Genomic DNA, 21058 nt, shown 5'->3' on the forward strand with positions numbered 1-21058 from the left:
CTCTAGTGGCACCCCGCTCGGTAAGCCGTGACACCGCCGTTTCGGCGACGACTTCCGCGACGGTGGCGGCATCGGATTCCACACAGCCAGTGCAGGTTACGTCGCCGACGGTGCGGAATCGGACCGTCTTCTCGAGCACCTTCTCGTCGGCGCGCGGCTGCAGGTGGCGGTCGACGGCCAACAGCATTCCGTCGCGCTCGAACACCTGCCGCCGATGAGCGTAGTAGATCGAAGGAAGCTGGATCTTCTCGGCGCCGATGTAAGACCAGATGTCGAATTCGGTCCAGTTGGACAGCGGGAACACTCGGATGTGCTCGCCCTTGTGGTGCCGGCCGTTGTAGATGTTCCACAGCTCGGGTCGCTGGGCCTTGGGGTCCCACTGGCCGAACTCGTCACGGAAACTGAACACCCGCTCCTTGGCGCGCGCCTTCTCCTCGTCACGGCGAGCACCGCCGAAGGCGGCGTCGAACTTGTTGTCCCGGATCGCGCGCAGCAGCGTCACGGTCTGCAGCGGGTTGCGCGACGGGATGGTTTCGACCACCCGGCCCGCGTCGATGTCGTCCTGCACCTTGGCGATCACCAACCGCACACCGGTCTCGGCCACCAACTCGTCGCGGGTGGCGATGACCTCGTCGAAGTTATGACCCGTGTCAACGTGCATCACCGGGAACGGCAGGCGGCCGGGGCGGAAAGCCTTGAGCGCCAGTTGCAACATCACGATCGAGTCCTTGCCGCCGGAGAACAGCAGCACTGGACGCTCGAACTCGGCGGCCACCTCGCGGATGATGTGAATCGCCTCGGCCTCCAGCGAGCGCAGATGGCTTAATTCGTACTGCCCCGCCGCCGGGGCGGCCGTCGCCTCTTGGCTGGTCATCATCCCCCTCGATTCTCGGTAAAGTTGGTAGTTTTGGTCAGGATTATGACCATTACCGAGTATGAAACCAGCATGAGCTGGCGCTGTCAATGATTGGTCGGTTGACGTGCCGGCGCGACGGCCTCCGGGGTGACCGGTCTGCCCGCCTCCGAACGAAATCCCGGTCCGAGGCGCGCAGATTCCTTGGCAGCGATATCGCCCGTGGTGTCAAAACGAGGGAGGCAGCAATCCCCCGCTTAGCGACGGATGAGGCTCGTGAGTCTCGTGAGGCGAGCCCGAGGACTAGCCGGTGACCTCGGTCAGCTTGCCGGTGGCCACGTCGAAGATGAACCCCCGCGCCGACGTGTGCTTGGTGACGAACGGGCTGTTCTTGATGCGGTGCAACGACTGGCGGACATCCTCGGCGAGGTCGGGGAAGGCTTCAGCCGACCACGGCGGTTTCACCCCGGTCTCGTCTTGGATCGCCCGCTTGAAGTCGTCGTCGGTGAACGTCAACATCCCGCAGTCGGTGTGGTGAATGAGGATGATCTCGGTGGTTCCCAGCAACCGCTGACTGATCGCCAGCGACCGGATTGCGTCGTCGGTGACCACACCGCCGGCATTGCGGATGACATGGGCCTCGCCCTCTTTGATACCGAGCAGGCCGTGCACGTCGAGTCGGGCGTCCATGCACGCCACCACGGCGACGTGCTTGCTCGGCGGCAGCGGCAGCGGACCCTCGAACGACTTCGCGTAGTCGGCGTTGTTGGCTAAGTAGTCGTCGGTGACCGTCATGGCCGTCTCCTCGTTCGTGGTCGGCCAACAATTTTACGTTTCGACGGCTGTCGTTTCATCGATCCCAATCAACCGGATCGCAACGTTGCTCGCGCTGAGCGGCGACGCGTCTCCTAGTCTGTGCGAATGCGACAGGGGCGAGGCCGGTAGCCATGACCCGCTTCCTCGCCCGCCGCGTCCTGAACTACATCGTGCTGTTGGCATTGGCGTCGTTCTTGACGTTCTGTCTGACCTCGGTGGCGTTCTCGCCCCTGGAAAGTCTGATGCAGCGCAGCCCGCGGCCGCCGCAGGCGGTGATCGACGCCAAGGCCGCCCAGCTCGGCCTGAACAAGCCCATTCCGCTGCGTTACGCCGGCTGGGCCTCACACGCGGTGCGTGGCGATTTCGGTGCCACCGTGACCGGTCAGCCCGTGTCGGTCGAGCTGTGGCGTCGCATCGGCGTCAGCCTTCGACTGCTGATCATCGGTTCGGTGGCCGGCACGGTCATCGGTGTGGTGCTCGGCGCGTGGGGGGCGATCCGCCAGTACCGCCTCAGCGATCGGGTGATCACGATGCTGTCGCTGCTGGTGCTGTCCGCCCCGACCTTCGTCATCGCCAACCTGCTGATCCTCGCCGCGCTGCGGGTGAACTGGGCCCTGGGTGTGCAGTTGTTCCAGTACACCGGCGAGACGTCGCCGGCGTTGATCGACGGAGCGTGGCCGCAGTTCGTGGATCGCTTGCAGCACTTGGTATTACCCACGCTGACGTTGACGCTGGGTACCGCGGCGGGGTTCAGCCGGTATCAGCGCAACGCGATGCTCGACGTGCTCGGCCAGGATTTCATCCGCACCGCCCGCGCCAAAGGCCTGACCCGCCACCGGGCTCTGATCAAGCACGGGCTCCGGACCGCGTTGATACCGCTGGCCACCCTGTTCGCCTACGGCGTGGCCGGTTTGGTCACCGGCGCGGTGTTCGTCGAGAAGATCTTCGGCTGGCACGGCATGGGTGAGTGGATGGTGCAGGGCGTGGCGACCCAGGACACCAACATCGTCGCCGCGATCACGGTGTTCGCCGGAGCGGTTGTGTTGCTGGCCGGCCTGCTCTCCGATTTCATCTACGCCGCGCTCGATCCCAGGGTGCGAGTCTCATGACCGACGCCGCCTTGGATGCTGAATTCGGTATGCAGACACCGGAATTCGCCTCACGGCGAACCCTGGTGCTGCGCCGATTCCGGCGCCGCCCGTCGGCAGTGGGCGCACTGCTCGTGCTGCTGGCGCTGTTCATCGGCTGCTACACGGTGCCGTCGCTGCTGCCGTACTCCTACTCCGACCTCGACTTCAACGCGCTGCTGCAGCCGCCGAATGCCCGGCACTGGCTGGGCACCAACGCACTTGGCCAGGATCTGCTGGCCCAGACCTTGCGGGGCATGCAGAAGTCAATGCTGATCGCGGTGTGCGTGGCCATCATCTCCACCGGCATCGCGGCGACGGTGGGCTCGATCTCGGGCTACTTCGGTGGCTGGCGTGACCGGGCGCTGATGTGGTTCGTCGACCTCATGCTGGTGGTGCCCGCCTTTCTGCTGATCATGATCCTGACACCGCGCACCAAGAGCTCCGGCAACGTCCTCGTGCTCGTGCTGCTGTTGTCGGGTTTCGGCTGGATGGTCAGCTCGCGGATGGTCCGCGGCATGACGATGAGCCTGCGCGAACGCGAATTCATCCGCGCCGCAAGGTACATGGGCGTGTCCAATCGGCGGATCATCACCCATCACGTCGTCCCGAACGTGGCGTCGATTCTCATCATCGACACCGCGTTGAACGTCGCGGTGGCCATCCTGGCCGAAACCGGTCTGAGCTTCCTCGGATTCGGCATCCAGCCCCCGGACGTATCGCTGGGGACGCTGATCGCCGACGGCACCCAGTCGGCGACCACCTTCCCTTGGGTTTTCCTGTTCCCGGCCGGTGTCCTGGTGCTGATCCTGGTGTGCGCCAACTTGACCGGCGACGGACTGCGCGACGCGCTTGATCCCGCCAGCGCTGCGTTGCGAGGCGGCCGCCGATGAGTCGGCTCCTGGACGTCACCAATGTGTCCGTCAGCTTTCCGACCGAAGTGCAGCCGCTGAAGGCGGTGCGCGGCATTGATTTTCACGTCGACGCGGGCGAGGTCGTCGCGATCGTCGGCGAATCTGGTTCGGGCAAGTCGACGGCGGCGATGGCGGTGGTGGGACTGCTTCCCGAGTACGCCGACGTTCGCGGGTCGGCGCGCTTGCAGGGTAACGAGTTGATCGGGCTGCCCGACGATGCGATGTCGCGCTTGCGCGGCTACACGATCGGCACGGTGTTTCAGGATCCGATGTCGGCGCTGACGCCGGTGTACACCGTCGGCGATCAGATCGCCGAGGCCATCGAGACGCACCAGCCCCGCACTGGAAAACGGGCGGCCCGCGAGCGCGCCGTCGAATTGCTCGAACTGGTCGGTATCGCTCAGCCCGACCGTCGCGCACGCGCTTTTCCGCACGAGTTGTCCGGTGGCGAACGCCAGCGCGTGGTGATTGCGATGGCGATCGCCAACGATCCGGATCTGCTGATCTGCGACGAGCCGACCACCGCGCTCGACGTCACCGTGCAGGCGCAGATTCTCGACGTGCTCAGGACCGCCCGCGACGTCACCGGGGCCGGCGTGCTGATCATCACCCACGACCTCGGTGTGGTCGGCGAGTTCGCCGACCGCGCGCTGGTGATGTATGCCGGCAAGATCGTGGAGTCGGCCGCCGTCAGCGACGTCTACCGTGATCGCCGAATGCCTTACACTGTCGGGTTATTGGGTTCGGTGCCGCGACTTGATGTTCCGCAGGGAACCCGGCTGGTGCCCATACCGGGCGCTCCCCCGTCGCTGTCGGCTCTCGAACCGGGATGCCCGTTCGCGCCGCGCTGCCCGCTGGTCGTCGAGGAGTGTCGCGCCGAGGAGCCGAAGTTATTAACGGTGGCTCCCGATCACGGGGCGGCCTGCATCCGCACCGAACACGTGGTCGGGCGCACTGCCGCCGAAATCTACGGAGTCAGCACCGTAGCCGAAGCCGTCGAAACCGGCGAACCGCCTGTCGTCGTGCGCGTCCGCGATCTGGTCAAGACGTATCCGTTGACCAAAGGCGTGCTGTTTCGCCGCAACATAGGCGAAGTCCGCGCGGTCGACGGCATCAGCTTCGAACTCCAGCAGGGGCGCACGCTGGCCATCGTCGGTGAGTCGGGTTCGGGCAAGTCGACGACATTGCACGAGATCCTCGAGTTGGTTGCGCCGCAATCGGGTTCGATCGACGTGCTGGGCACCGACGTCGCCACGCTGAACAGGTCGAGCCGTCGGGCGCTGCGGCGCGATATTCAGGTCATCTTTCAGGATCCGGCCGCCTCACTGGATCCGCGCCTGCCGGTTTTCGAGCTGCTGGCAGAGCCGCTGCACGCCAACGGATTCAGCAAGGCCGACACCAGCAATCGGGTTGCCGAGCTGCTCCAAACCGTCGGGCTGCGGCACGGCGACGCCAGCCGATATCCGGCGGAATTCTCCGGCGGGCAGAAGCAGCGGATCGGGATCGCGCGCGCGTTGGCGCTGCGGCCCAAGATTCTGGCACTCGACGAACCCGTCTCCGCACTCGACGTGTCGATCCAGGCCGGCATCCTCAACCTGCTGCTCGACCTGCAGCAAGAGTTCGGCCTGTCGTATCTGTTTGTCTCGCATAATCTTTCGGTGGTCAAGCATCTCGCCCACCAGGTCGTCGTGATGCTCCGCGGCGTCGTGGTGGAACAGGGTGACAGCGACGAGGTGTTCAGCCGGCCGCAACACGAGTACACGCAGCGGCTGCTGGCCGCGGTGCCGCAACCGGATTCGGCTCGTGGCTGAGCGGGTAGTGCCGGCGATCGTGTTCGCCGTGAGCCTGATCCTCGGCGGTTGTTCGTCGGGCGGCGACTATCTGCCTCCCGAATCGGCCACCGCGGTCGGCGCCACCAGCGATGTCAACCCGCAAAACCCCGCGGCCCTGCGCGACGGCGGCGATCTGCGACTGGCACTCACCGAATTCCCGTCCAACTTCAACACTTTGCACATCGACGGCAACTCCGCCGATGTCGGCGCCATGCTGAAAGCCACCATGCCGCGCGCGTTCGTCATCGGGCCGGACGGCTCCACGACCGTCGACACCGACTACTTCAGCAGCGTCGAACTGACCGAGGCCAACCCGCAGGTGGTCACCTACACGATCAACCCGAATGCGACCTGGTCGGACGGCACACCACTCAGCTGGGAGGACATCGCCAGTCAGATCCACGCCACCAGCGGGGCCGACAAGAACTTCGCGATCGCCGGCACCAACGGCAGCGAGCGGGTCAAGTCGGTGACCCGGGGCGTCGACGACCGCCAAGCCGTGATCACCTTCGCCAAGCCGTACGCCGAGTGGCGCGGCATGTTCGCCGGCAACGCCATGCTGCTACCCAAGAGCAGCACCGCGATGCCCGAGGCATTCAACACCGCACAACTGTCCGGCCCCGGACCGTCGGCCGGTCCATTCGTCGTCACCGCGTTGGATCGGACCAAGCAGCGAATTGTGTTGACCCGCAACCCCAAGTGGTGGGGCGAGCGGCCGCGGCTGGACCGCATCACCTATCTGGTGCTCGACGACGCCGCGCGGCTGCCGGCGCTGCAGAACAAGGCGATCGACGCGACCGGCGTCGCCGGCCTGGATCAGATGACGATCGCCAGGCGCACCAAGGGCATCTCGATCCGCCGCGCGCCGACCCCAAGCTGGTATCACTTCACCTTCAACGGCGCCAAGGGGTCAATCCTGTCCGACCCGGCATTGCGCCGCGCCGTCGCCGAGGGCATCGACCGGCAAAGCATCGCCACCGTCACCCAGCACGGGCTCAGCAGCCATCCGACGGCGCTGAACAACCACATCTACGTCGAGGGCCAGCAAGGCTATGAGGACAACAGCGGCGTCGTCGCCTACAACCCGGAGAAGGCCAAACACGATCTCGATGCGTTGGGCTGGAAACTCAACGGGCAGTTCCGCGAACGGGACGGACATCAGCTGGTCATCCGCGACTTGTTCTACGACGCGCAGACCAGTCGGCAGTTCGGCCTGATCGCACAACACAGCCTCGCGCAGATCGGGGTCAAACTCGAGCTAATGGCCAAGGCCGGCAGCGGCTTCTTCACCAACTATGTCAATGTCGGTGCGTTCGACCTCGCGCAATTCGGTTGGATGGGCGACGCTTTCCCGTTGTCCTCGCTCACCCAGATCTACGCGTCCACCGGTGAGAGCAACTTCGGCAAGATTGGCAGCCCCGAGATCGACGCCAAGATCGAGCAGACGCTGCAAGAGCTGGATCCCGCCAAGGCACGGACATTGGCCAACGAGGTCGACAAGCTGATCTGGGCCGAAGGATTCAGCCTGCCGCTGATCCAGTCACCCGGCAACGTGGCGGTCAACAGCTCGCTGGCCAACTTCGGCGCCGCCGGGCTCGCCGACCTCGATTACACCGCAATCGGCTTCATGCGCTGATGGTCGCGGTGTGGGCCCGTTGCGTTGGTGCGATTTGGAGCGTTTCGGTCATTCGATGAGGTCGTTGTTTGGTGGTCGTATGGAGTCGTTGCTGCAGGCGGGTAGAAGGTTGGTCGGGTCTCCATGCCAGGGCAAAGCCAACAGCTGTCGGAGGCTGCGTCGACCGCCGAAGGCGCGAAGATACTCGAAATCCGAAACATGCAGGGCGAGTTGATCTATCGCAGTATCTGGGTCACCAATCTGCACCGCCCCGATCGTCGGAGTGATCAAGCGGACGGCCGGCAGTTCGCTTTGTCGGGCCATCCGGTCATAGGCCGTCGTCATGAACGCAAGTGCGACCTCGAACGCAAGATCGCCCGTGCGGGAGCCGGGTTCACTCAGTGCACCTCGGATGTCGTGCTCATGGGTGAGAGTGTCGAAAACAAGTTGGCATCCCGATTCTTCGGGAGCCCGGCCGAGCAGCTCAATCACTGGGTCGACCTTGTGCCCCCAGAGGTCAAGCAATTCGTCGATGCTGTTGCCGCCGAGGCGATCGACCTGCGCACCCGTCCACTGGTCCGTGCCCTTTCCCTCCATGTTGAGTGAAGCGATGTCGTCGGCGACACCGGCGAGGTGGGCAACCGTCTGACGGATCGTCCAGGCAGGGCAGGCGGGCACCTTCAGCTCAGCAACATCGGCACGGCCACGCAACAGAGCATCGACACGTCGGTGGACGAGGCGGTATGCCGCCGCCGCATCGGAGGTCGGCAGCATTTGGGGCCGTCGGTCGCATTGTGTGCTCGGCGCGTCTTTATCCCTCGTGGAGCCCATGAGGAGCGACAGTACCCCGTAAATAAGAATGCTAAGAGAATTCTAAGGTCACAATAAGGTAGCGTCAGCGTAGCAAATGCAATGGAGACGCTCGTGCGCTACACTTGCTACGTGAGCCAACCAGGGTATGAAGTGGAGCGGCATCGCGATCACCTGGAGGTTCGCGGACTAACCGGGCCTGAACTCGATGAGACGTTCGAGCAGCTCAGCCTGATCCGCGACCTGCAGGCTAACGATGTCGTGAGTAGCGATGACCTCACTGAGACGCTCGCGCAGTTGGTGGAGCTTATCGGCACAGTGAAGGCTAAGCGCGCCGCAGATGTTCGAGACGAGCTGCTGCAAGTCCTCACGAGCCGGGAAGTAAGCCTCGTTCCGCCGGCGACACTCACCCAGGTGCAGCGATTGGCGGCGCACCGCGATGCGTTGCTCGCGACGCCCGTTTACACCCACGAGACGCTGAGTCAGCTGCGCGGGAATGCGCGCCCGTCAAGCACGAGAACCTGGCTCACTCGGCGACGGGATGAGAAGGCGTTGTTCACCGTCAACGTCAAGGGCACGACGGTGATCCCGGCGTTTCAGTTGGATGAGAGCGGAGAACCGCGCCCCGAATTGCAGCCCATCGTGTCCGCGTTGCAAGACGGTGGAATCGAGGGCTGGTCACTGTGGACGTGGCTCACCAAGCCCACCAGCTTCCTCTCCGGTGGTATTCCGGAGGAAGTGGCTCGCACCAATCCGGAACGGGCGTTGCGTGCTGCCCAACGCTTTGCTGTCGCACCGGCCGCCTAGCCACCCGCATGACGGGCAGCTATCCGCCGCAAGACATCGTCTGTCCAGATCCGAGCAATTGCGTTGTGGCCGCAGCACTTCCGACGTTGACGACAGTCACCTTGGCAAGCGGGAGAACCCTATACCGTGTTTATGACGGGACGTACGGCTACGACCAGCACAACCCGGGCTTTGGTGACACGCGGTTCGCGCCAATAGACGACCCCACCACCGGTATTCGGTTACCGAACATGTACTTGGGCGAGACGCCCACCACCGTGTTGCTCGAAACCACCTTCCACGATGTGCACGCCACCGGAAGCAAGGTGATCTATCAGCAACATTTAGTAGGAAAACTCTTGGCACACATGGTGGTTCCGGATGACGCGACGCTCGGAGATCTTCGTGATCCAGCGTTGGACAAGCTCGGTCGGACCCGGGGTGAGGTCGTGTCGTCTCCTGCAGAGCACTATCCCTGCACGCGGAAGCTGGCCATCGCTGCACTCGCGCAATCGCACACTCCGCCGCTGCAAGGCCTCATCTGGCATTCCCGGCAAGCCGAGCTCGCCAAAGCACCGGCACAGGAAGTCATCGTGCTGTTCGGCGAGCGGTACAAAACCACGCCGGGCAGCTGGAAGCTAGTGGCGCCTGGTTTACAGAATCTCTACGAGGGACCTGGCCGCGTGCGGGTGGACGAGATTGCCACGGATCTGAAAGCGACGATCGAGACAGGAGCGGCGTAGCCACGGGCCGATTGCAAATTCAATCTCCCCGTCGTCAGGCGCACAACTCAATCCGCTGCGCGTCCTTGATGCCGTCGTATCGGGCTGGCGTGCAGGTCAATACGATCACCTGCCCGCGCTCGGCCAGGGTGTCGAACACCCCCGCCATCTTGACAAGCCGATCCGGATCGGTGAAGCCGAGTGCGTCGTCGATCAGGATCGGAACGGCGTCCTCCTTGGCGACGAGTGCCGCGCCGGCCAGCCGCGCCAGGATGCCGAGTTGCTCCTTGGCCCCGCCCGACAGTGATTCGTACGGGACGGTGCAGCCGTCCAGGGTTCGGTTGAGGATGCACAAGTCGCTGTCCACGTCGACCTCGAAACTCGGCCCGAAAACCGGTCGGCCCAGCCGCTGCAGCTCGGCGCGGAACGGCTCGACATAACGCAGCCGGGTGGTGTCCCGGTGCCGCACCATCACGTCGCGCAGCAACTGCACCGCGCGTGCCCGGCGGCCGACCCGGTCGTGCTCGTCGCGGGCGTGCTCACGCTGGATCTCGGCGGCGTCCAGCTTGCCCCTACGGCCTTCGGTACCGAATACCGTGAGCTGCGAGGCGATCTCATGTAGCGTGCGCGCGATCTCGTCGTGACGTTCGCGCAATGCCGCGGCCGACCCGACGGCCTCGGCCAGCTCGGCAGTCACGGCATCGGGCGACGCGGCGGCCAACTGCCCGGCGAGCTCGGCGACTCGGCCGGCTGCGGTCTGCGCCGCGGACAAGTCGGCCTCCGCAGTCGCGGCCAGTTTGTCATCGGCGACGGTGGCCCGCTGTTGGGTCAGCCGGTCAACGACCACCGCAAGCTCGGCGCGTTGAGTCACCAGCTTGTCCTGCAGACGCGTTGCCTGCGTGGATACCTCGGTCAGCTTGCTCATCGCCAACGCCGCGACGCGCCGGTGGGTTTCGCAGTCCGCGCCCGATGCGACCCGAGCAGCTTCGGCCTCATCGAGTTCGGCGCGGGCAGTGGCCGCGTCGATCGTGATATCGCCGGAAAACGCAGGCAGGGAGCGCAATTCCGCCAACCGAGAGCGCAGTTGCTCGACATCGTCGTCGCCGCACAACCCGGCCAGGGTCGCGGTGAGTTGATCGCGGGCGCTCTGCAGTTCGCGGCGCCGCTGATCGGTACTGCGCGCCGCAGCCAGATCGGCGACCTGTGCCGTGGCTAGCGCGGCAGCCAAATCCTGTTGCACCGCAGCGTATTGCGCTTGTAGGTCGAGCGCGGACATGCCCGGCGTGACTCGTGCGGTCAGGATGCCGGGGATCTCGACCTCGGTCGCCGCGTTCGCGATGGAAGACCAGGTTTCGCCGGCCGGCAGCGAGACCCGCTGGTTGCCGATGACGAGTTCGATGTCGGTGGCAGCGACCAATTCGACGGTCGCCGACACCAACGCGAGCTGGCCCTCGGTCCGCTCGACGGCCGCGGCGGCCATTTCGATCTGCCGGAGCAGGTCGTCGGTCATCGCGATTGTCGACAGCTCTTGCACGATACCGTCGCGGTCGCGCTGCGCGGCATCGATTTTCGCGAGCCTGCCCGCCAACCGTTGCGTCTCGTCGCGGCGCGCCAGTTCGTTGACCACGCGCCGCGCTGTCTCGACTCGCTCCACGGCTGCGGCCAGAGCCTGGTTGGCCTGCTCGACGACAGCATCGGCCTCCACAGCAACGTCGCGCGCCATCGCGTGCGCCTCGGCTGCTTCGCGAGCTTCGACATCGAAAGCTGCGACTGCGGCCGTGCGCGAATCGGTTTCGGTGCGCAGCCGCTCCCGCTCGGCGAACAAGGCGGTCGACGCGCCACTGGTCGCGGTCGCGGCCGCGGCAATCAACTCAGCTTCCCGGACCTGCTCGGTGAGCTGAGCGATCGCGTCCGCGGCGGCCTGGGCAGCGGTCTGCCGCGCACTCGCCTCCTGCTGACGCTGTGCCACTTCGGCCAGCTCAACGGTCAGCGTGGCGTGGCGTTGCACACGATCGTCGACCTCGGCGACGGCCGCCGCGCACTGCTCGACGTCGGCGTTGGCGGCCTCGAGCGCTCTGATGGCCGCCGTCCACTCGCCGGTGGGCCGGCCGGTCGGGGTGAAGTAGCGGGCGTACTCGGTGTCGATCCGGTCGATGAGCAACGGCTCGGTACCCGACAGCGCGGCCGCATCACCGGCCGCGACGTCCAGCGCCCGGGTCAGCGCGTCGCAACCCGACAGATTCACCGCGTTAGTCGACGCCGACTGCAATACCCGTTGCGCACGCCACAATTCGGTGTCCACGGTCTCGGCCAGCATCGCCTGGACGCGGTCGTGTGCCTCGTCACCGCTGTGCTGTTCTCGACGCGGCTCCAGCACCGTCAGCTGGGTCTCACACTTCTTGTGGAAGCGCTTGTGATAGACGAAACGGTAAGGGCCCGTGCTGATCTCGGCGGTGACTTCCGATCCGACATCGGCGTGCGTCGGCTTGACCTGCTTGACTTCTTTCTTCGTCGAACGATCCCTGGATTCCAGCAGCAGATCCAGCGCCTCGACCATCGACGACTTGCCGATCTCGTTGGCCCCCGAGATCACGACCACTCCGTGATCGGGGAAGTCGATTTCGCGGTAGCCGATGCCCCGGTAGTTCTTGAGGACTAGGCGGTGCAACTTCATGCCGCACCTCGACCCTGGTCGCTTTTGTCGGTCAGCCGCAACAACAAGGCCAGCGCGGCCTGTGCGTCGCCCGCCGCCTGATCGTCTCCCACCCGCGCGGCCTCGACCAGCTCCTCGACCGCCGCTGCGGCGAACCCGCCGATGCCGAGGTTGCTGAATTCGCCGTCGGCCGGTATCACCGCCAGATCGCTGTGGCTGTCCCACACCCGCAGCGAGGCGAACAGCCGCGAATACTTGTCCAGGCCGGCGTCCAAGCCTGCGCGGTCGGTGATGGTCAACGAACCAATCAGGGCCAGCCGCAACACCGTTCGGTCCTTGTCCGGCATCAGATCCAGATTCAGATCCAGGTCGGCGATGTCGCGGCTGTTGTCCACGTGTCTGCTCAGCGTGCTGAACCGCCAGCGGCCGACCTCGGCGGCCTCGACGCTCACCGGGTGTCGCGGGTCCGCCTCGTCGACGTCGACGATCAGCACATGACCAGGATCGGCCTCGACGTCGTCGTAGTTGGTGACCTCCGGCGAGCCGGAGTACCACACGCGGCCGGTGCTACCCACTTCGGTCAACGAATGCTTGTCGCCGAGCGCCACGTAATGCACCACCCCACGGGCCAGCGCGTCTTCGACGCCGGCCAATCGGATCAGCGACGGCTTGGTGGGGTCGGGGTCAAGCACGTCGACGCCGCCGTGCGCGACCAGCACCCGGGTGACTCCGTCGGCCGACAGGCCTTCGAGCACGTCGGCCACCAGGTCGGTCGTCGGCCGTTTCGACCGCCACGGCGCCGCGACGATCTGCAGGCCCGGCCGAACCGCGTGGACGCCGGGCTTGTCAAGCACGTGCACGTTGGCCGGGCACTCGGCGGTGAACAGCGCGCTGGTGTACACCGACGACGCATCGAGCGGATCGTGGTTGCCGGGTAGCAGGTAGACGGGAATTCCGATGGCGCGCATGGCTTCCAGCGACTGGCTGATGATCTTCGGCGCCAGCTGGTTGTCTTCGAAGACATCGCCGGCCACGACGACGAACTCGGCGCCGGTCGCCACGGCCAGCGGGCCGAGACCGGCCACCGCGTCACGCCGGGCCGCCGAGTAGCGCGGCTGCGCCTCCGCCCCGAGCCAGCGACGGGTCATGCCGAGTTGCCAATCGGCAGTGTGCACGAATCGCATTGCGGTCCCGTCCGTTCAACTTCATGGCCGGTCGATCTGTGACCGGGCATCGCGAGTTTAGAACCGGCCGCCGACAAGTCCGGGGACCTCGATCGGCAGGTCCGGCGTTCATCGGAAGCTGGTGAGACGCAAACGTCACACCAGCCACATAAGCCCCGAAGAGGCTGGCTGCCGTAACCTGATCCGGGTGAGCGACCACGACCGCACACTGGTGCTGCTACGCCACGCAAAGTCGGCCTATCCCGACGGTGTGGCCGATCACGAGCGACCGCTGGCGCCGCGCGGTGAGCGAGAAGCCGGCCTGGCCGGTGACTGGCTGCGGTCGCATCTTCCGGCGATCGACGCGGTGCTCTGCTCGACGGCGACCCGAACCCGTGAAACCTTGGCGCGCACCGGCATTGACGCAGCGGTGCGGTATGTCGAGCGACTCTACGACGCCACGCCGGGCACGGTGATCGATGAGATCAACGGTGTAAGCGACGGCGTCTCGGCCTTGCTGGTGGTCGGCCACGAGCCGACAATGACCGAGGTAGCTTTGGGATTGGTCAACCCCGGCACGTCCAACGCAGATGCCGCCGAACGTATCTCGACGAAATTTCCGACATCGGCAATCGCGGTGCTGCGGCTGAACGGCAGCTGGACGGACCTCGAACTCGGGTCCGCCCAGCTAGCCGATTTCCACGTGCCGCGTTAACCGCGGCTACGACGGGTTACTTGCAGATCTCGACGATCTTCTTGATCTTGTCGTCGAGGCTCTGACGCAGTTCGTCCTGTGCGAAATCCTGCGCACCGGCCAGATATCCGATGCTGAGTTCCTCGAGCTGAGTGCCCAGCCCGTTGGCGTTGTCCGCCAGGTCTTTCGGGGTCGCGGGTTCCGCGGCCACCCGGTCCCGCAGGAAAGCCCCGCCGTCGTAGAACGCGAATCGCTGGGCGGTCGCGACTGACAATGCACCGATCGGCCCGCCATTGTCCGGGTTCTTCAGGTGCGAATTCCTGACCACGGCGCGGTCGACGATCTTGAAGGTTTCGCAAATGTGCTTTTTGGCGTCGTTGCGCTGCTGGTCGGTGTATTTGCCCGCGGCTGCCGCGCTCTCGTTCGGGTAGAAATACCCGTAAGCGGCACCCGCGACGGCGAGGATCGACAGCACCAGCGCCGCAATGCTGGCCCATTTAGCAAACCGCGACGGACTCGCAGCGTGCGAGGTGTGAGTCGTGCTCGCTGGCGCGGCTGCTGGCGCGGCGGCAGGCTCGGCGGCAGACTCGTTGACGTCCGCGGCTGCGGACGATGGCTCATTTGAAGGTGTTTCAGACATTCGTCGATCGTATAGGGCTCAACTATTGGCCCGTAACGGTTTCAGATGTCAATAAATCATCCGGGCCAATCGCTTTGGCTGAAATATCCGCATTGCGGATACGAGAACCGGTGCGCCGGTATGTTCTACCAGCGCACCAAGGGTTCAGCGTTTCGATATCAGGAGTTGGTCGAGAGCGTGAGCTCCATGAGTTTGATGGCCTGCGCGCAGGCGTCGATACCGGGCACCTGTGGGTTGACCCACCACCCGACCACTCCCGCGGCGTCACTGGCGACACCGCACGAGCCGTTGGGGTCATTCGGCTTCATCACGATCGACGGCACGCCGGCGATCGCCCGGTTCTCGATCTGATACTTGAGGAACTCGGCGACCTTACGTTCGTTGTCCAGGCTGCCCTGCTCGAACCAGAACCGGGTGATGTCGATCAGACCGCCGGGGTTGGCCGCCTGCCAACGACAGATAGCTCCGACGAACGTGCTCTGAATGTCTTGCGGGTCCGCGCCCACCGTCTTGGCCAACACGTCGGTGGTCAGTACCTCGCACTCCTTTTGCAGGTTCGGGTACTGCTGCTCGGACGTGTTGTTGCGAGGCACGTCGCCAGCGCCCGCTTTCACCGCGGTACCGCCGACCGACCGGGTGCAGCCGGTCGATACGGACAACGCCGTGGCCAGTACCGCCACGCTCACCAGCACCCGACGACGCACGGTGGCACTCATTTGCCATTCGCAATCGTTTGACGCGCCAGCTCTTTGGCGATATTGCACGCATCGGGGTACGGCTTCTGGCTGAAGTTCACCGACCATTCGAAGAAGTCGTCGTTGAACTGGATTCCGACCTCGCATAGGGAATCACCCAGCTGCGGATCGTTGCCGACCGCGATGAAGCCGCCGTGACCGCTGATGTTGACGTCTGCGACGCTGGACCGCGACAGCTCCTCGGTCTTGCGTTCGCGGCCGATCGGACTCCCGCGATACCAGGAGAACGAGAAGTGCGGCCCGAGAATCCCGCCGCCGGCCAGCCACTGGCAGCCCACCGAATTCTTGGCCGTGTTGACCAGCCCGTTGATCTGCGTCAGCTTGTTCACCGTCTCGTCGCTGACACCGCCGCACTGCGGAAAGGACGGACCATGGCTCCCGTTCCCCGACGCCGTCGCGGTCGACCCGGGCGACTGGGATTGGTTGGAGCCGGAATCAGAGCACGCGGCGGCCATCGGAACCAGAGCCGCCGCCGTCAGGGCCAGCGCTGCCACGTTCTGCCGCACGCTACCCGCACCTTCTGGTGATCACAGGTTGCACTGTAGCGGCACCACCTTTGGGCAACCATTGCACACGCGGTGAGCTGTGGTTTCTGATCGAATCGTTCCGACCCGGCCGCGGGCGATATGCAACAGTTACCAGATGCTCGTCGCCTTGGTGCGCCAGTTCCTCCGGCCGTATCGATGGCTGGTCGCGGCGGTGATGACGCTGCAGTTGGTCAGCACCCTGGCCTCGCTGTACCTGCCGACGGTGAACGCCACGATCATCGACGACGGCATCGCCAAGGGCGACACCGGCACCATCGTCCGGCTCGGGGGGCTGATGTTCGCCGTCACCGCACTGCAGGTGCTGTGCGCGGTCGGCGCGGTCTACTTCGGCTCCCGTACCGGCATGGGATTGGGACGCGATCTCCGGGCGGCGATGTTCCACCAGGTCACTATCTTCTCTGAGCACGAGACGTCTCGGTTCGGCGCACCGACGCTGCTCACCCGCACCACCAACGATGTCCGCCAGATCCAGTTCCTGGCGCAGATGGGCACCACCGTGCTGGTCGCCGCGCCGATCATGTGTGTCGGTGGCATCGTGATGGCCATCCATCAGGACGCCGGCCTGTCGTGGCTGCTGCTGGTCAGCGTCCCGGTCCTGGTCGTCGCCAACTACTGGATCATCTCCAACACGCTGCCGCTCTTTCGCAGCATGCAAAGGCTGATCGACAACATCAACCGGGTCATGCGGGAGCAGCTGTCCGGCGTGCGGGTGGTGCGGGCGTTCGCGCGCGAACCGTTCGAGCGTCAGCGATTCGACGAGGCCAACGTCGCGCTGTCCAGCACCGCGCAAAGCGCGGGCAATTGGCAGGCGCTGATGCTGCCGGTCACCACCCTGACCATCAACTGCTCCAGCGTGGCGCTGATCTGGTTCGGCGGCTTGCGCATCGACAGCGGTCACATGCAGGTCGGATCCCTGATCGCGTTTCTGGTGTACTTCGCCCAGATCCTGATGGCCGTGCTGATGGCCACAATGACGGTGATGGTGTTGCCGCGAGCCGCGGTGTGCGCCGAACGGATCAGCGAAGTGCTGTCGACCGACCCGGCGGTCAGAAACCCGGTCAGCCCGGTGCCGCCAGTCCCGGATGACCGGGGCGTGGTGGAGCTCGACGGCGCGTCGTTCCGCTATCCCGGTGCGGATCGGGCTGTGCTGCAAGATGTCTCGCTGACCGCGCTGCCCGGAACCACGACTGCCGTCATCGGGAGCACCGGCTCGGGAAAATCGACACTGGTGGCGCTGATTTGCCGGCTGTACGACGTGACCGCCGGAGCCGTGCGCGTCGAAGGTGTCGACGTGCGCGACCGCGACATCGACGAACTGTGGTCCAGCATCGGGCTGGTGCCGCAGCGCGGTTACCTGTTCTCCGGGACGGTCGCCGAGAACCTGCGTTACGGCAAGGCCGACGCAACCGAAGACGAGATGTGGGACGCGCTGCGCATCGCGGCCGCCGACGAATTCGTGCACGCACATGCCGACGGCCTGCAGATGCCCGTCGCGCAGGGCGGGATCAATTTCTCCGGCGGCCAGCGGCAGCGGCTGGCGATCGCGCGAGCGGTGATCCGCCGGCCGGCGATCTACATCTTCGACGACGCGTTCTCCGCACTCGACGTGCACACCGATGCCCTGGTCCGCTCCAGGCTGGCCGAGGTCGCCGCGGATGCGACTGTGATCGTTGTCGCACAACGCATCTCGACCATCGTCGACGCCGATCAGGTGATCGTCATTGAGGACGGGCAGGTACTCGGTATCGGAACCCACGAATCGCTGCTGGCGCAGTCCCCCACCTACCGGGAATTCGCCGAATCGCAGTCGCTGGACGCCGAAGTGGGCGGTAGACGATGACCACCACGACGCGGCAGGTGGCCGCTCCCCCGTCGACGCGGCCGCGAGACTTCAGCGGCTCGGCGGTTCGCCTGGTGAAACTGCTTGCGCCGCAGCGGTGGACGGCCGTCGCGGTGACCGCGCTGAGTGTCCTCGGCACCGCCATCGGTGTCGTGGTCCCGCGCATCTTGGGCCATGCCACCGACCTGTTGTTCAACGGCGTCATCGGCCGGCGATTGCCCCCGGGGATCACCAAGGATCAAGCCGTCGCCGCGGCGCGGGCTCACGGCGACAACGCGTTCGCCGACCTGCTGTCCGGGATGCAGGTGATACCCGGCCACGGCGTCGACTTCGGCGCGGTCTTGCGGACACTGATGCTGGCGCTTGGCATGTATCTGGTTGCCGCGCTGATGATTTACGCGCAGGCCCGACTGCTCAATGTGACGGTGCGGCGCACCCTGCAGGCGCTGCGCACGCAAGTCGAAGACAAAATACACCGGTTGCCGCTGGCCTACTTCGACGCTCGACGACGAGGCGAGGTGCTCAGCCGGGTCACCAACGACATCGACAACCTTCAGACGTCGCTGTCGATGACCATCACCCAACTGCTCAGCGCGGTGCTGACCGTCGCGACCGTGTTGCTGATGATGGTCAGCATCTCGCCGCTACTGACCGGGATCACCCTGTTGACGGTGCCGTTGTCGGTGCTGGTGACGCGGGCGATCGCCCGACGCTCCCAGCGGTTGTTCGTGGCGCAGTGGACCAACACCGGTCGGCTCAACGCCCATATCGAAGAGAGCTACAGCGGCTTCACTCTGGTCAGGACATTCGGCCAGCGGGCTCGTACCGAAGACGAGTTCCGGCGGCTCAACGACGACGTGTACCAGGCGAGTTTCGGTGCGCAGCTCATCTCCGGGCTGCTGTCGCCGGCGACGGCGTTCATCGGCAACCTCGGGTATGTCGCCGTGGCGGTGGTCGGTGGTGTGCAGGTGGCCACCGGGCAGATCACGGTGGGCAACATTCAGGCGTTCATCCAGTACGTGCGTCAGTTCAACGGGCCGCTGAATCAGGTGGCATCCATGTACAACACACTGCAGTCCGGGGTGGCCAGCGCGGAGCGGGTTTTCGAGCTGCTCGACGAGCCGGAGGAATCACCGGACCGCTCTGCGGCACTACCGGCGCTCAATGGTGAAAGACCAACGGGGCAGGTGGAATTCGACCGGGTCAGCTTCGGCTACCACCCCGGCACGCCGGTGATCGACGACCTGTCCTTCACCGCCCGACCGGGGAGCACCGTGGCGATCGTCGGTCCGACCGGGGTGGGTAAGACGACGCTGGTGAATCTGCTGATGCGCTTTTACGACGTCGACGCCGGGCGGATCCTGATCGACGGCGTCGACATCGCGGACGTCAGCCGGCATTCGCTGCGATCCAGGATCGGGATGGTGCTGCAGGACACCTGGTTGTTCAGCGGGACGATCGCGCAGAACATCGCCTACGGACGGCCCGACGCCACCGACGACGAGGTGATCGAAGCGGCGACGGCGGCCTATGTGGACCGGTTCGTGCACACGCTGCCGGACGGGTATCAGACTCAGGTCCGTGACGGCGGCAGCAATATCAGCGCGGGCGAGAAGCAGCTGATCACGATCGCACGGGCATTCCTGGCCCGCCCGCAACTGCTGGTCCTCGACGAGGCGACCAGTTCGGTGGATACCCGCACCGAGCTGCTGATCGCCAAAGCCACTCACGAGCTTCGCCGTGATCGGACGAGTTTCATTATCGCTCATCGCCTTTCGACGATCCGCGACGCGGACGTCATCCTGGTGATGGAGGCGGGAAAGATCGTCGAGCAAGGCAACCACGGCGAGCTGCTGGCCCGCCGTGGCGCCTATTACCGGATGACGCAGACCTAGAGCTCCGGGCCTTCGGCGACCGACCATGCGATGGTGTTCGGAATCGTCGACGGATGCGCTATCACCGGGCCCGTGATATCGCCCGCGCCTTCAAACTGGAGCAGGCAGTAATCCTCCAGCCAGCGATTGGTGGGGCCGCTGAGTCTGTTGAGGTGCCTAGAGCTCCGGGCCCTCGGCGCGCAGGTCGTCGACCGCGGACATCGCGTCGCGCAGCTTGGCCAGCCACTCGTCGGTGTGCTCGCCGACCAGCTTGACCGACCACGCCAGTGCATCGGAGCGCGACCGCGCTACGCCGGCGTCGACCAGGGTGTCGAGCACCTGTCGCTCCGGCTGCTTCAACCGGGTCATCACCGGAACCGCGATATGGGTGAACAAGACCTGCTCGTCGCCGACCTCGACGCCCCAGGAAACCTTGCGGCCGTAGCGGTTCTGCGCCTCGTCGGCGATGTTCATCCGCTCCGAGCGCGTCTCCTCACGGAAGCGTGAGGCTCGGCCCGCGGCGTGAGCTTCGCTCTCGTCCTTCGCGGCGCCTTCGGGGGCGGGCAGTTTTCCGATGACGGTGATCTCTTCGCGGTCGACGACGACGGTCGGGTCACCCGCGAACCAGGCGTCGGGCAGGCGTCCGGCGAACCAGTCCGCGGCGTCGCCGGCTTCGGGTTGGCCGGCTTGCTGCCAGCCGCCGGGGCGGCCGTGGCGGCGCCCATGTCCATGATGTTGTTTCATGCTTACATGATTACACCGTTACAACCGTCGTCAACGCAGTTTCACTCCCCGCGAACAAGGTGACGGTGCGGTCAGCTCTCGCCGCGCCGGGCGCGGAACAGCTTCACTTCGCCCTTGATGCCCTTGAGGCGACGGGGGCCGGCGAACGACCAGCTGAACCCCGCGTCGTCACCGAGTTCATCTCGCACCGACTCGGCGGCCAGCACCGTACCGGGCCGGGCCGCCGCGGTCACCCGGCTGGCGGTGTTCACCGGGCTGCCGAACCAGTCACCGGCCCGGCTGACCGCAGAACCCGAAGCGATGCCCGCTCGCAGCCGCGGGAAATCGTTATCGCCGTCGGTGATTTCGACCAGCTTGAGCACGGCGTCCAGCAGCGGCGCCGGTTCGGTGCAGACGAACATCACCGCGTCGCCGATCGTCTTGATGAACCGCACCGGTGGCACCGCCACGTCGCGCGCGAGATCGGCGAGCCGATTGGCCAGCTGCCCGAGCTCTTCGGGCGGCACCTCCTCACCCAGCTGGGTGAAGCCCACCAGGTCGGCGAACGCGGCGGTAATGTGCCGCGCCCCGGGTAGCGGTGCGCCGGCAGCCCGCTCGCTGGCGTTGACGGCCTCGGTCTCCATCATGTGCCGCAGCTGCATGAACAGCATGTCCTCGATCATCGGACCGAGC

19 protein-coding genes are annotated in these 21058 nt (G+C 65.4%); 9 read left to right on the forward strand and 10 right to left on the reverse strand.

Going from position 1 to position 21058, the window contains the following annotated elements:
• Positions 1-877 (reverse strand): sulfate adenylyltransferase subunit CysD (cysD, locus tag VGH54_RS13850; RefSeq protein WP_414688704.1); only part of this gene is annotated, 877 nt, incomplete at its 3' end.
• Positions 878-1156: 279 nt separating this feature from the next.
• Positions 1157-1648 carry a carbonic anhydrase gene (locus VGH54_RS13855; protein WP_331512589.1) on the reverse strand — a complete coding sequence of 164 codons (492 nt, stop codon included), beginning with the start codon at positions 1646-1648 and terminating at the stop codon, positions 1157-1159.
• A 152-nt stretch (positions 1649-1800) separates the two neighbouring features.
• Between VGH54_RS13855 and VGH54_RS13860 the strand changes: the two genes are divergently transcribed.
• The 4 genes from VGH54_RS13860 to VGH54_RS13875 are packed head-to-tail and all read left to right on the forward strand — an operon-like array spanning position 1801 to position 7178.
• Positions 1801-2778, forward strand: coding sequence for an ABC transporter permease (locus tag VGH54_RS13860; RefSeq protein WP_331512590.1), 978 nt, complete (start codon positions 1801-1803; stop codon positions 2776-2778).
• Between the two features lie 29 nt (positions 2779-2807).
• Entirely contained in the window at positions 2808-3689 is an 882-nt protein-coding gene (locus tag VGH54_RS13865; RefSeq protein ID WP_331512605.1) for an ABC transporter permease, read from the forward strand.
• Positions 3686-5521 carry an ABC transporter ATP-binding protein gene (locus VGH54_RS13870; RefSeq protein WP_331512591.1) on the forward strand — a complete coding sequence of 612 codons (1836 nt, stop codon included), beginning with the start codon at positions 3686-3688 and terminating at the stop codon, positions 5519-5521. Before VGH54_RS13865 ends, VGH54_RS13870 begins: the two co-directional genes overlap by 4 nt.
• Entirely contained in the window at positions 5514-7178 is a 1665-nt protein-coding gene (locus VGH54_RS13875; RefSeq protein WP_414688705.1) for an ABC transporter family substrate-binding protein, read from the forward strand. Before VGH54_RS13870 ends, VGH54_RS13875 begins: the two co-directional genes overlap by 8 nt.
• A 48-nt stretch (positions 7179-7226) precedes the next feature.
• Here VGH54_RS13875 and VGH54_RS13880 read toward each other — a convergent pair whose 3' ends face one another.
• A complete protein-coding gene (locus tag VGH54_RS13880) occupies positions 7227-7931 on the reverse strand; it encodes a maleylpyruvate isomerase N-terminal domain-containing protein (RefSeq protein WP_331512592.1) in 705 nt (234 codons plus the stop codon).
• A 168-nt stretch (positions 7932-8099) separates the two neighbouring features.
• Here VGH54_RS13880 and VGH54_RS13885 point away from each other — a divergent pair, with 168 nt between their 5' ends.
• Entirely contained in the window at positions 8100-8774 is a 675-nt protein-coding gene (locus VGH54_RS13885) for a hypothetical protein (protein WP_331512593.1), read from the forward strand.
• Positions 8775-8782: 8 nt separating this feature from the next.
• A complete protein-coding gene (locus VGH54_RS13890; RefSeq protein WP_331512594.1) occupies positions 8783-9496 on the forward strand; it encodes an RES family NAD+ phosphorylase in 714 nt (237 codons plus the stop codon).
• 34 nt (positions 9497-9530) lie between these two features.
• Here VGH54_RS13890 and VGH54_RS13895 read toward each other — a convergent pair whose 3' ends face one another.
• Both VGH54_RS13895 and VGH54_RS13900 read right to left on the reverse strand, forming a co-directional pair.
• On the reverse strand, positions 9531-12149 hold the full coding sequence (locus VGH54_RS13895; RefSeq protein ID WP_331512596.1) for an ATP-binding protein: 2619 nt from the start codon (positions 12147-12149) through the stop codon (positions 9531-9533).
• The gene (locus VGH54_RS13900; RefSeq protein WP_331512597.1) at positions 12146-13312 is read right to left on the reverse strand and encodes an exonuclease SbcCD subunit D; all 1167 of its coding nucleotides are present in this window, start codon (positions 13310-13312) and stop codon (positions 12146-12148) included. Before VGH54_RS13900 ends, VGH54_RS13895 begins: the two co-directional genes overlap by 4 nt.
• A gap of 187 nt (positions 13313-13499) precedes the next feature.
• On the opposite strand from VGH54_RS13900, the gene VGH54_RS13905 reads away from it, so the two are divergent.
• Positions 13500-14006, forward strand: coding sequence for a histidine phosphatase family protein (locus VGH54_RS13905; RefSeq protein WP_331512598.1), 507 nt, complete (start codon positions 13500-13502; stop codon positions 14004-14006).
• 16 nt (positions 14007-14022) lie between these two features.
• On the opposite strand, the gene VGH54_RS13910 is transcribed toward VGH54_RS13905, so the two are convergent.
• The 3 genes from VGH54_RS13910 to VGH54_RS13920 form a co-directional block, all read right to left on the reverse strand.
• Positions 14023-14625, reverse strand: coding sequence for a hypothetical protein (locus VGH54_RS13910; RefSeq protein WP_331512599.1), 603 nt, complete (start codon positions 14623-14625; stop codon positions 14023-14025).
• A gap of 158 nt (positions 14626-14783) precedes the next feature.
• The gene (locus VGH54_RS13915; protein WP_325688315.1) at positions 14784-15341 is read right to left on the reverse strand and encodes a DUF3558 domain-containing protein; all 558 of its coding nucleotides are present in this window, start codon (positions 15339-15341) and stop codon (positions 14784-14786) included.
• Positions 15338-15886 (reverse strand): DUF3558 domain-containing protein, encoded by a 549-nt coding sequence (locus VGH54_RS13920; RefSeq protein WP_414688706.1) that lies wholly within the window; start codon positions 15884-15886, stop codon positions 15338-15340. Before VGH54_RS13920 ends, VGH54_RS13915 begins: the two co-directional genes overlap by 4 nt.
• A 136-nt stretch (positions 15887-16022) precedes the next feature.
• On the opposite strand from VGH54_RS13920, the gene VGH54_RS13925 reads away from it, so the two are divergent.
• Both VGH54_RS13925 and VGH54_RS13930 read left to right on the forward strand, forming a co-directional pair.
• On the forward strand, positions 16023-17768 hold the full coding sequence (locus VGH54_RS13925; RefSeq protein WP_331512600.1) for an ABC transporter ATP-binding protein: 1746 nt from the start codon (positions 16023-16025) through the stop codon (positions 17766-17768).
• The gene (locus VGH54_RS13930) at positions 17765-19663 is read left to right on the forward strand and encodes an ABC transporter ATP-binding protein (RefSeq protein ID WP_331512602.1); all 1899 of its coding nucleotides are present in this window, start codon (positions 17765-17767) and stop codon (positions 19661-19663) included. Before VGH54_RS13925 ends, VGH54_RS13930 begins: the two co-directional genes overlap by 4 nt.
• A 156-nt stretch (positions 19664-19819) precedes the next feature.
• Here VGH54_RS13930 and VGH54_RS13935 read toward each other — a convergent pair whose 3' ends face one another.
• Both VGH54_RS13935 and VGH54_RS13940 read right to left on the reverse strand, forming a co-directional pair.
• Complete coding sequence (locus VGH54_RS13935) at positions 19820-20386, reverse strand: hypothetical protein (protein ID WP_331512603.1); 567 nt, start codon at positions 20384-20386, stop codon at positions 19820-19822.
• Positions 20387-20457: 71 nt separating this feature from the next.
• Positions 20458-21058 (reverse strand): adenylate/guanylate cyclase domain-containing protein (locus VGH54_RS13940; protein ID WP_331512604.1); only part of this gene is annotated, 601 nt, incomplete at its 5' end.

Origin of the sequence: Mycobacterium sp. (assembly GCF_036488105.1) — a bacterium.
Lineage (GTDB): Bacteria > Actinomycetota > Actinomycetes > Mycobacteriales > Mycobacteriaceae > Mycobacterium.

Excerpts from the sequence above, each read along its gene's own strand:
- VGH54_RS13855 (WP_331512589.1), bottom strand. The coding sequence starts at position 1,648 with ATGACGGTCACCGACGACTACTTAGCCAACAACGCCGACTACGCGAAG.
- VGH54_RS13860 (WP_331512590.1), top strand. The coding sequence starts at position 1,801 with ATGACCCGCTTCCTCGCCCGCCGCGTCCTGAACTACATCGTGCTGTTG.
- VGH54_RS13865 (WP_331512605.1), top strand. The coding sequence starts at position 2,808 with ATGCAGACACCGGAATTCGCCTCACGGCGAACCCTGGTGCTGCGCCGA.
- VGH54_RS13870 (WP_331512591.1), top strand. The coding sequence starts at position 3,686 with ATGAGTCGGCTCCTGGACGTCACCAATGTGTCCGTCAGCTTTCCGACC.
- VGH54_RS13880 (WP_331512592.1), bottom strand. The coding sequence starts at position 7,931 with ATGCTGCCGACCTCCGATGCGGCGGCGGCATACCGCCTCGTCCACCGA.
- VGH54_RS13890 (WP_331512594.1), top strand. The coding sequence starts at position 8,783 with ATGACGGGCAGCTATCCGCCGCAAGACATCGTCTGTCCAGATCCGAGC.
- VGH54_RS13895 (WP_331512596.1), bottom strand. The coding sequence starts at position 12,149 with ATGAAGTTGCACCGCCTAGTCCTCAAGAACTACCGGGGCATCGGCTAC.
- VGH54_RS13900 (WP_331512597.1), bottom strand. The coding sequence starts at position 13,312 with ATGCGATTCGTGCACACTGCCGATTGGCAACTCGGCATGACCCGTCGC.
- VGH54_RS13910 (WP_331512599.1), bottom strand. The coding sequence starts at position 14,625 with ATGTCTGAAACACCTTCAAATGAGCCATCGTCCGCAGCCGCGGACGTC.
- VGH54_RS13915 (WP_325688315.1), bottom strand. The coding sequence starts at position 15,341 with ATGAGTGCCACCGTGCGTCGTCGGGTGCTGGTGAGCGTGGCGGTACTG.
- VGH54_RS13925 (WP_331512600.1), top strand. The coding sequence starts at position 16,023 with ATGCTCGTCGCCTTGGTGCGCCAGTTCCTCCGGCCGTATCGATGGCTG.
- VGH54_RS13930 (WP_331512602.1), top strand. The coding sequence starts at position 17,765 with ATGACCACCACGACGCGGCAGGTGGCCGCTCCCCCGTCGACGCGGCCG.
- VGH54_RS13935 (WP_331512603.1), bottom strand. The coding sequence starts at position 20,386 with ATGAAACAACATCATGGACATGGGCGCCGCCACGGCCGCCCCGGCGGC.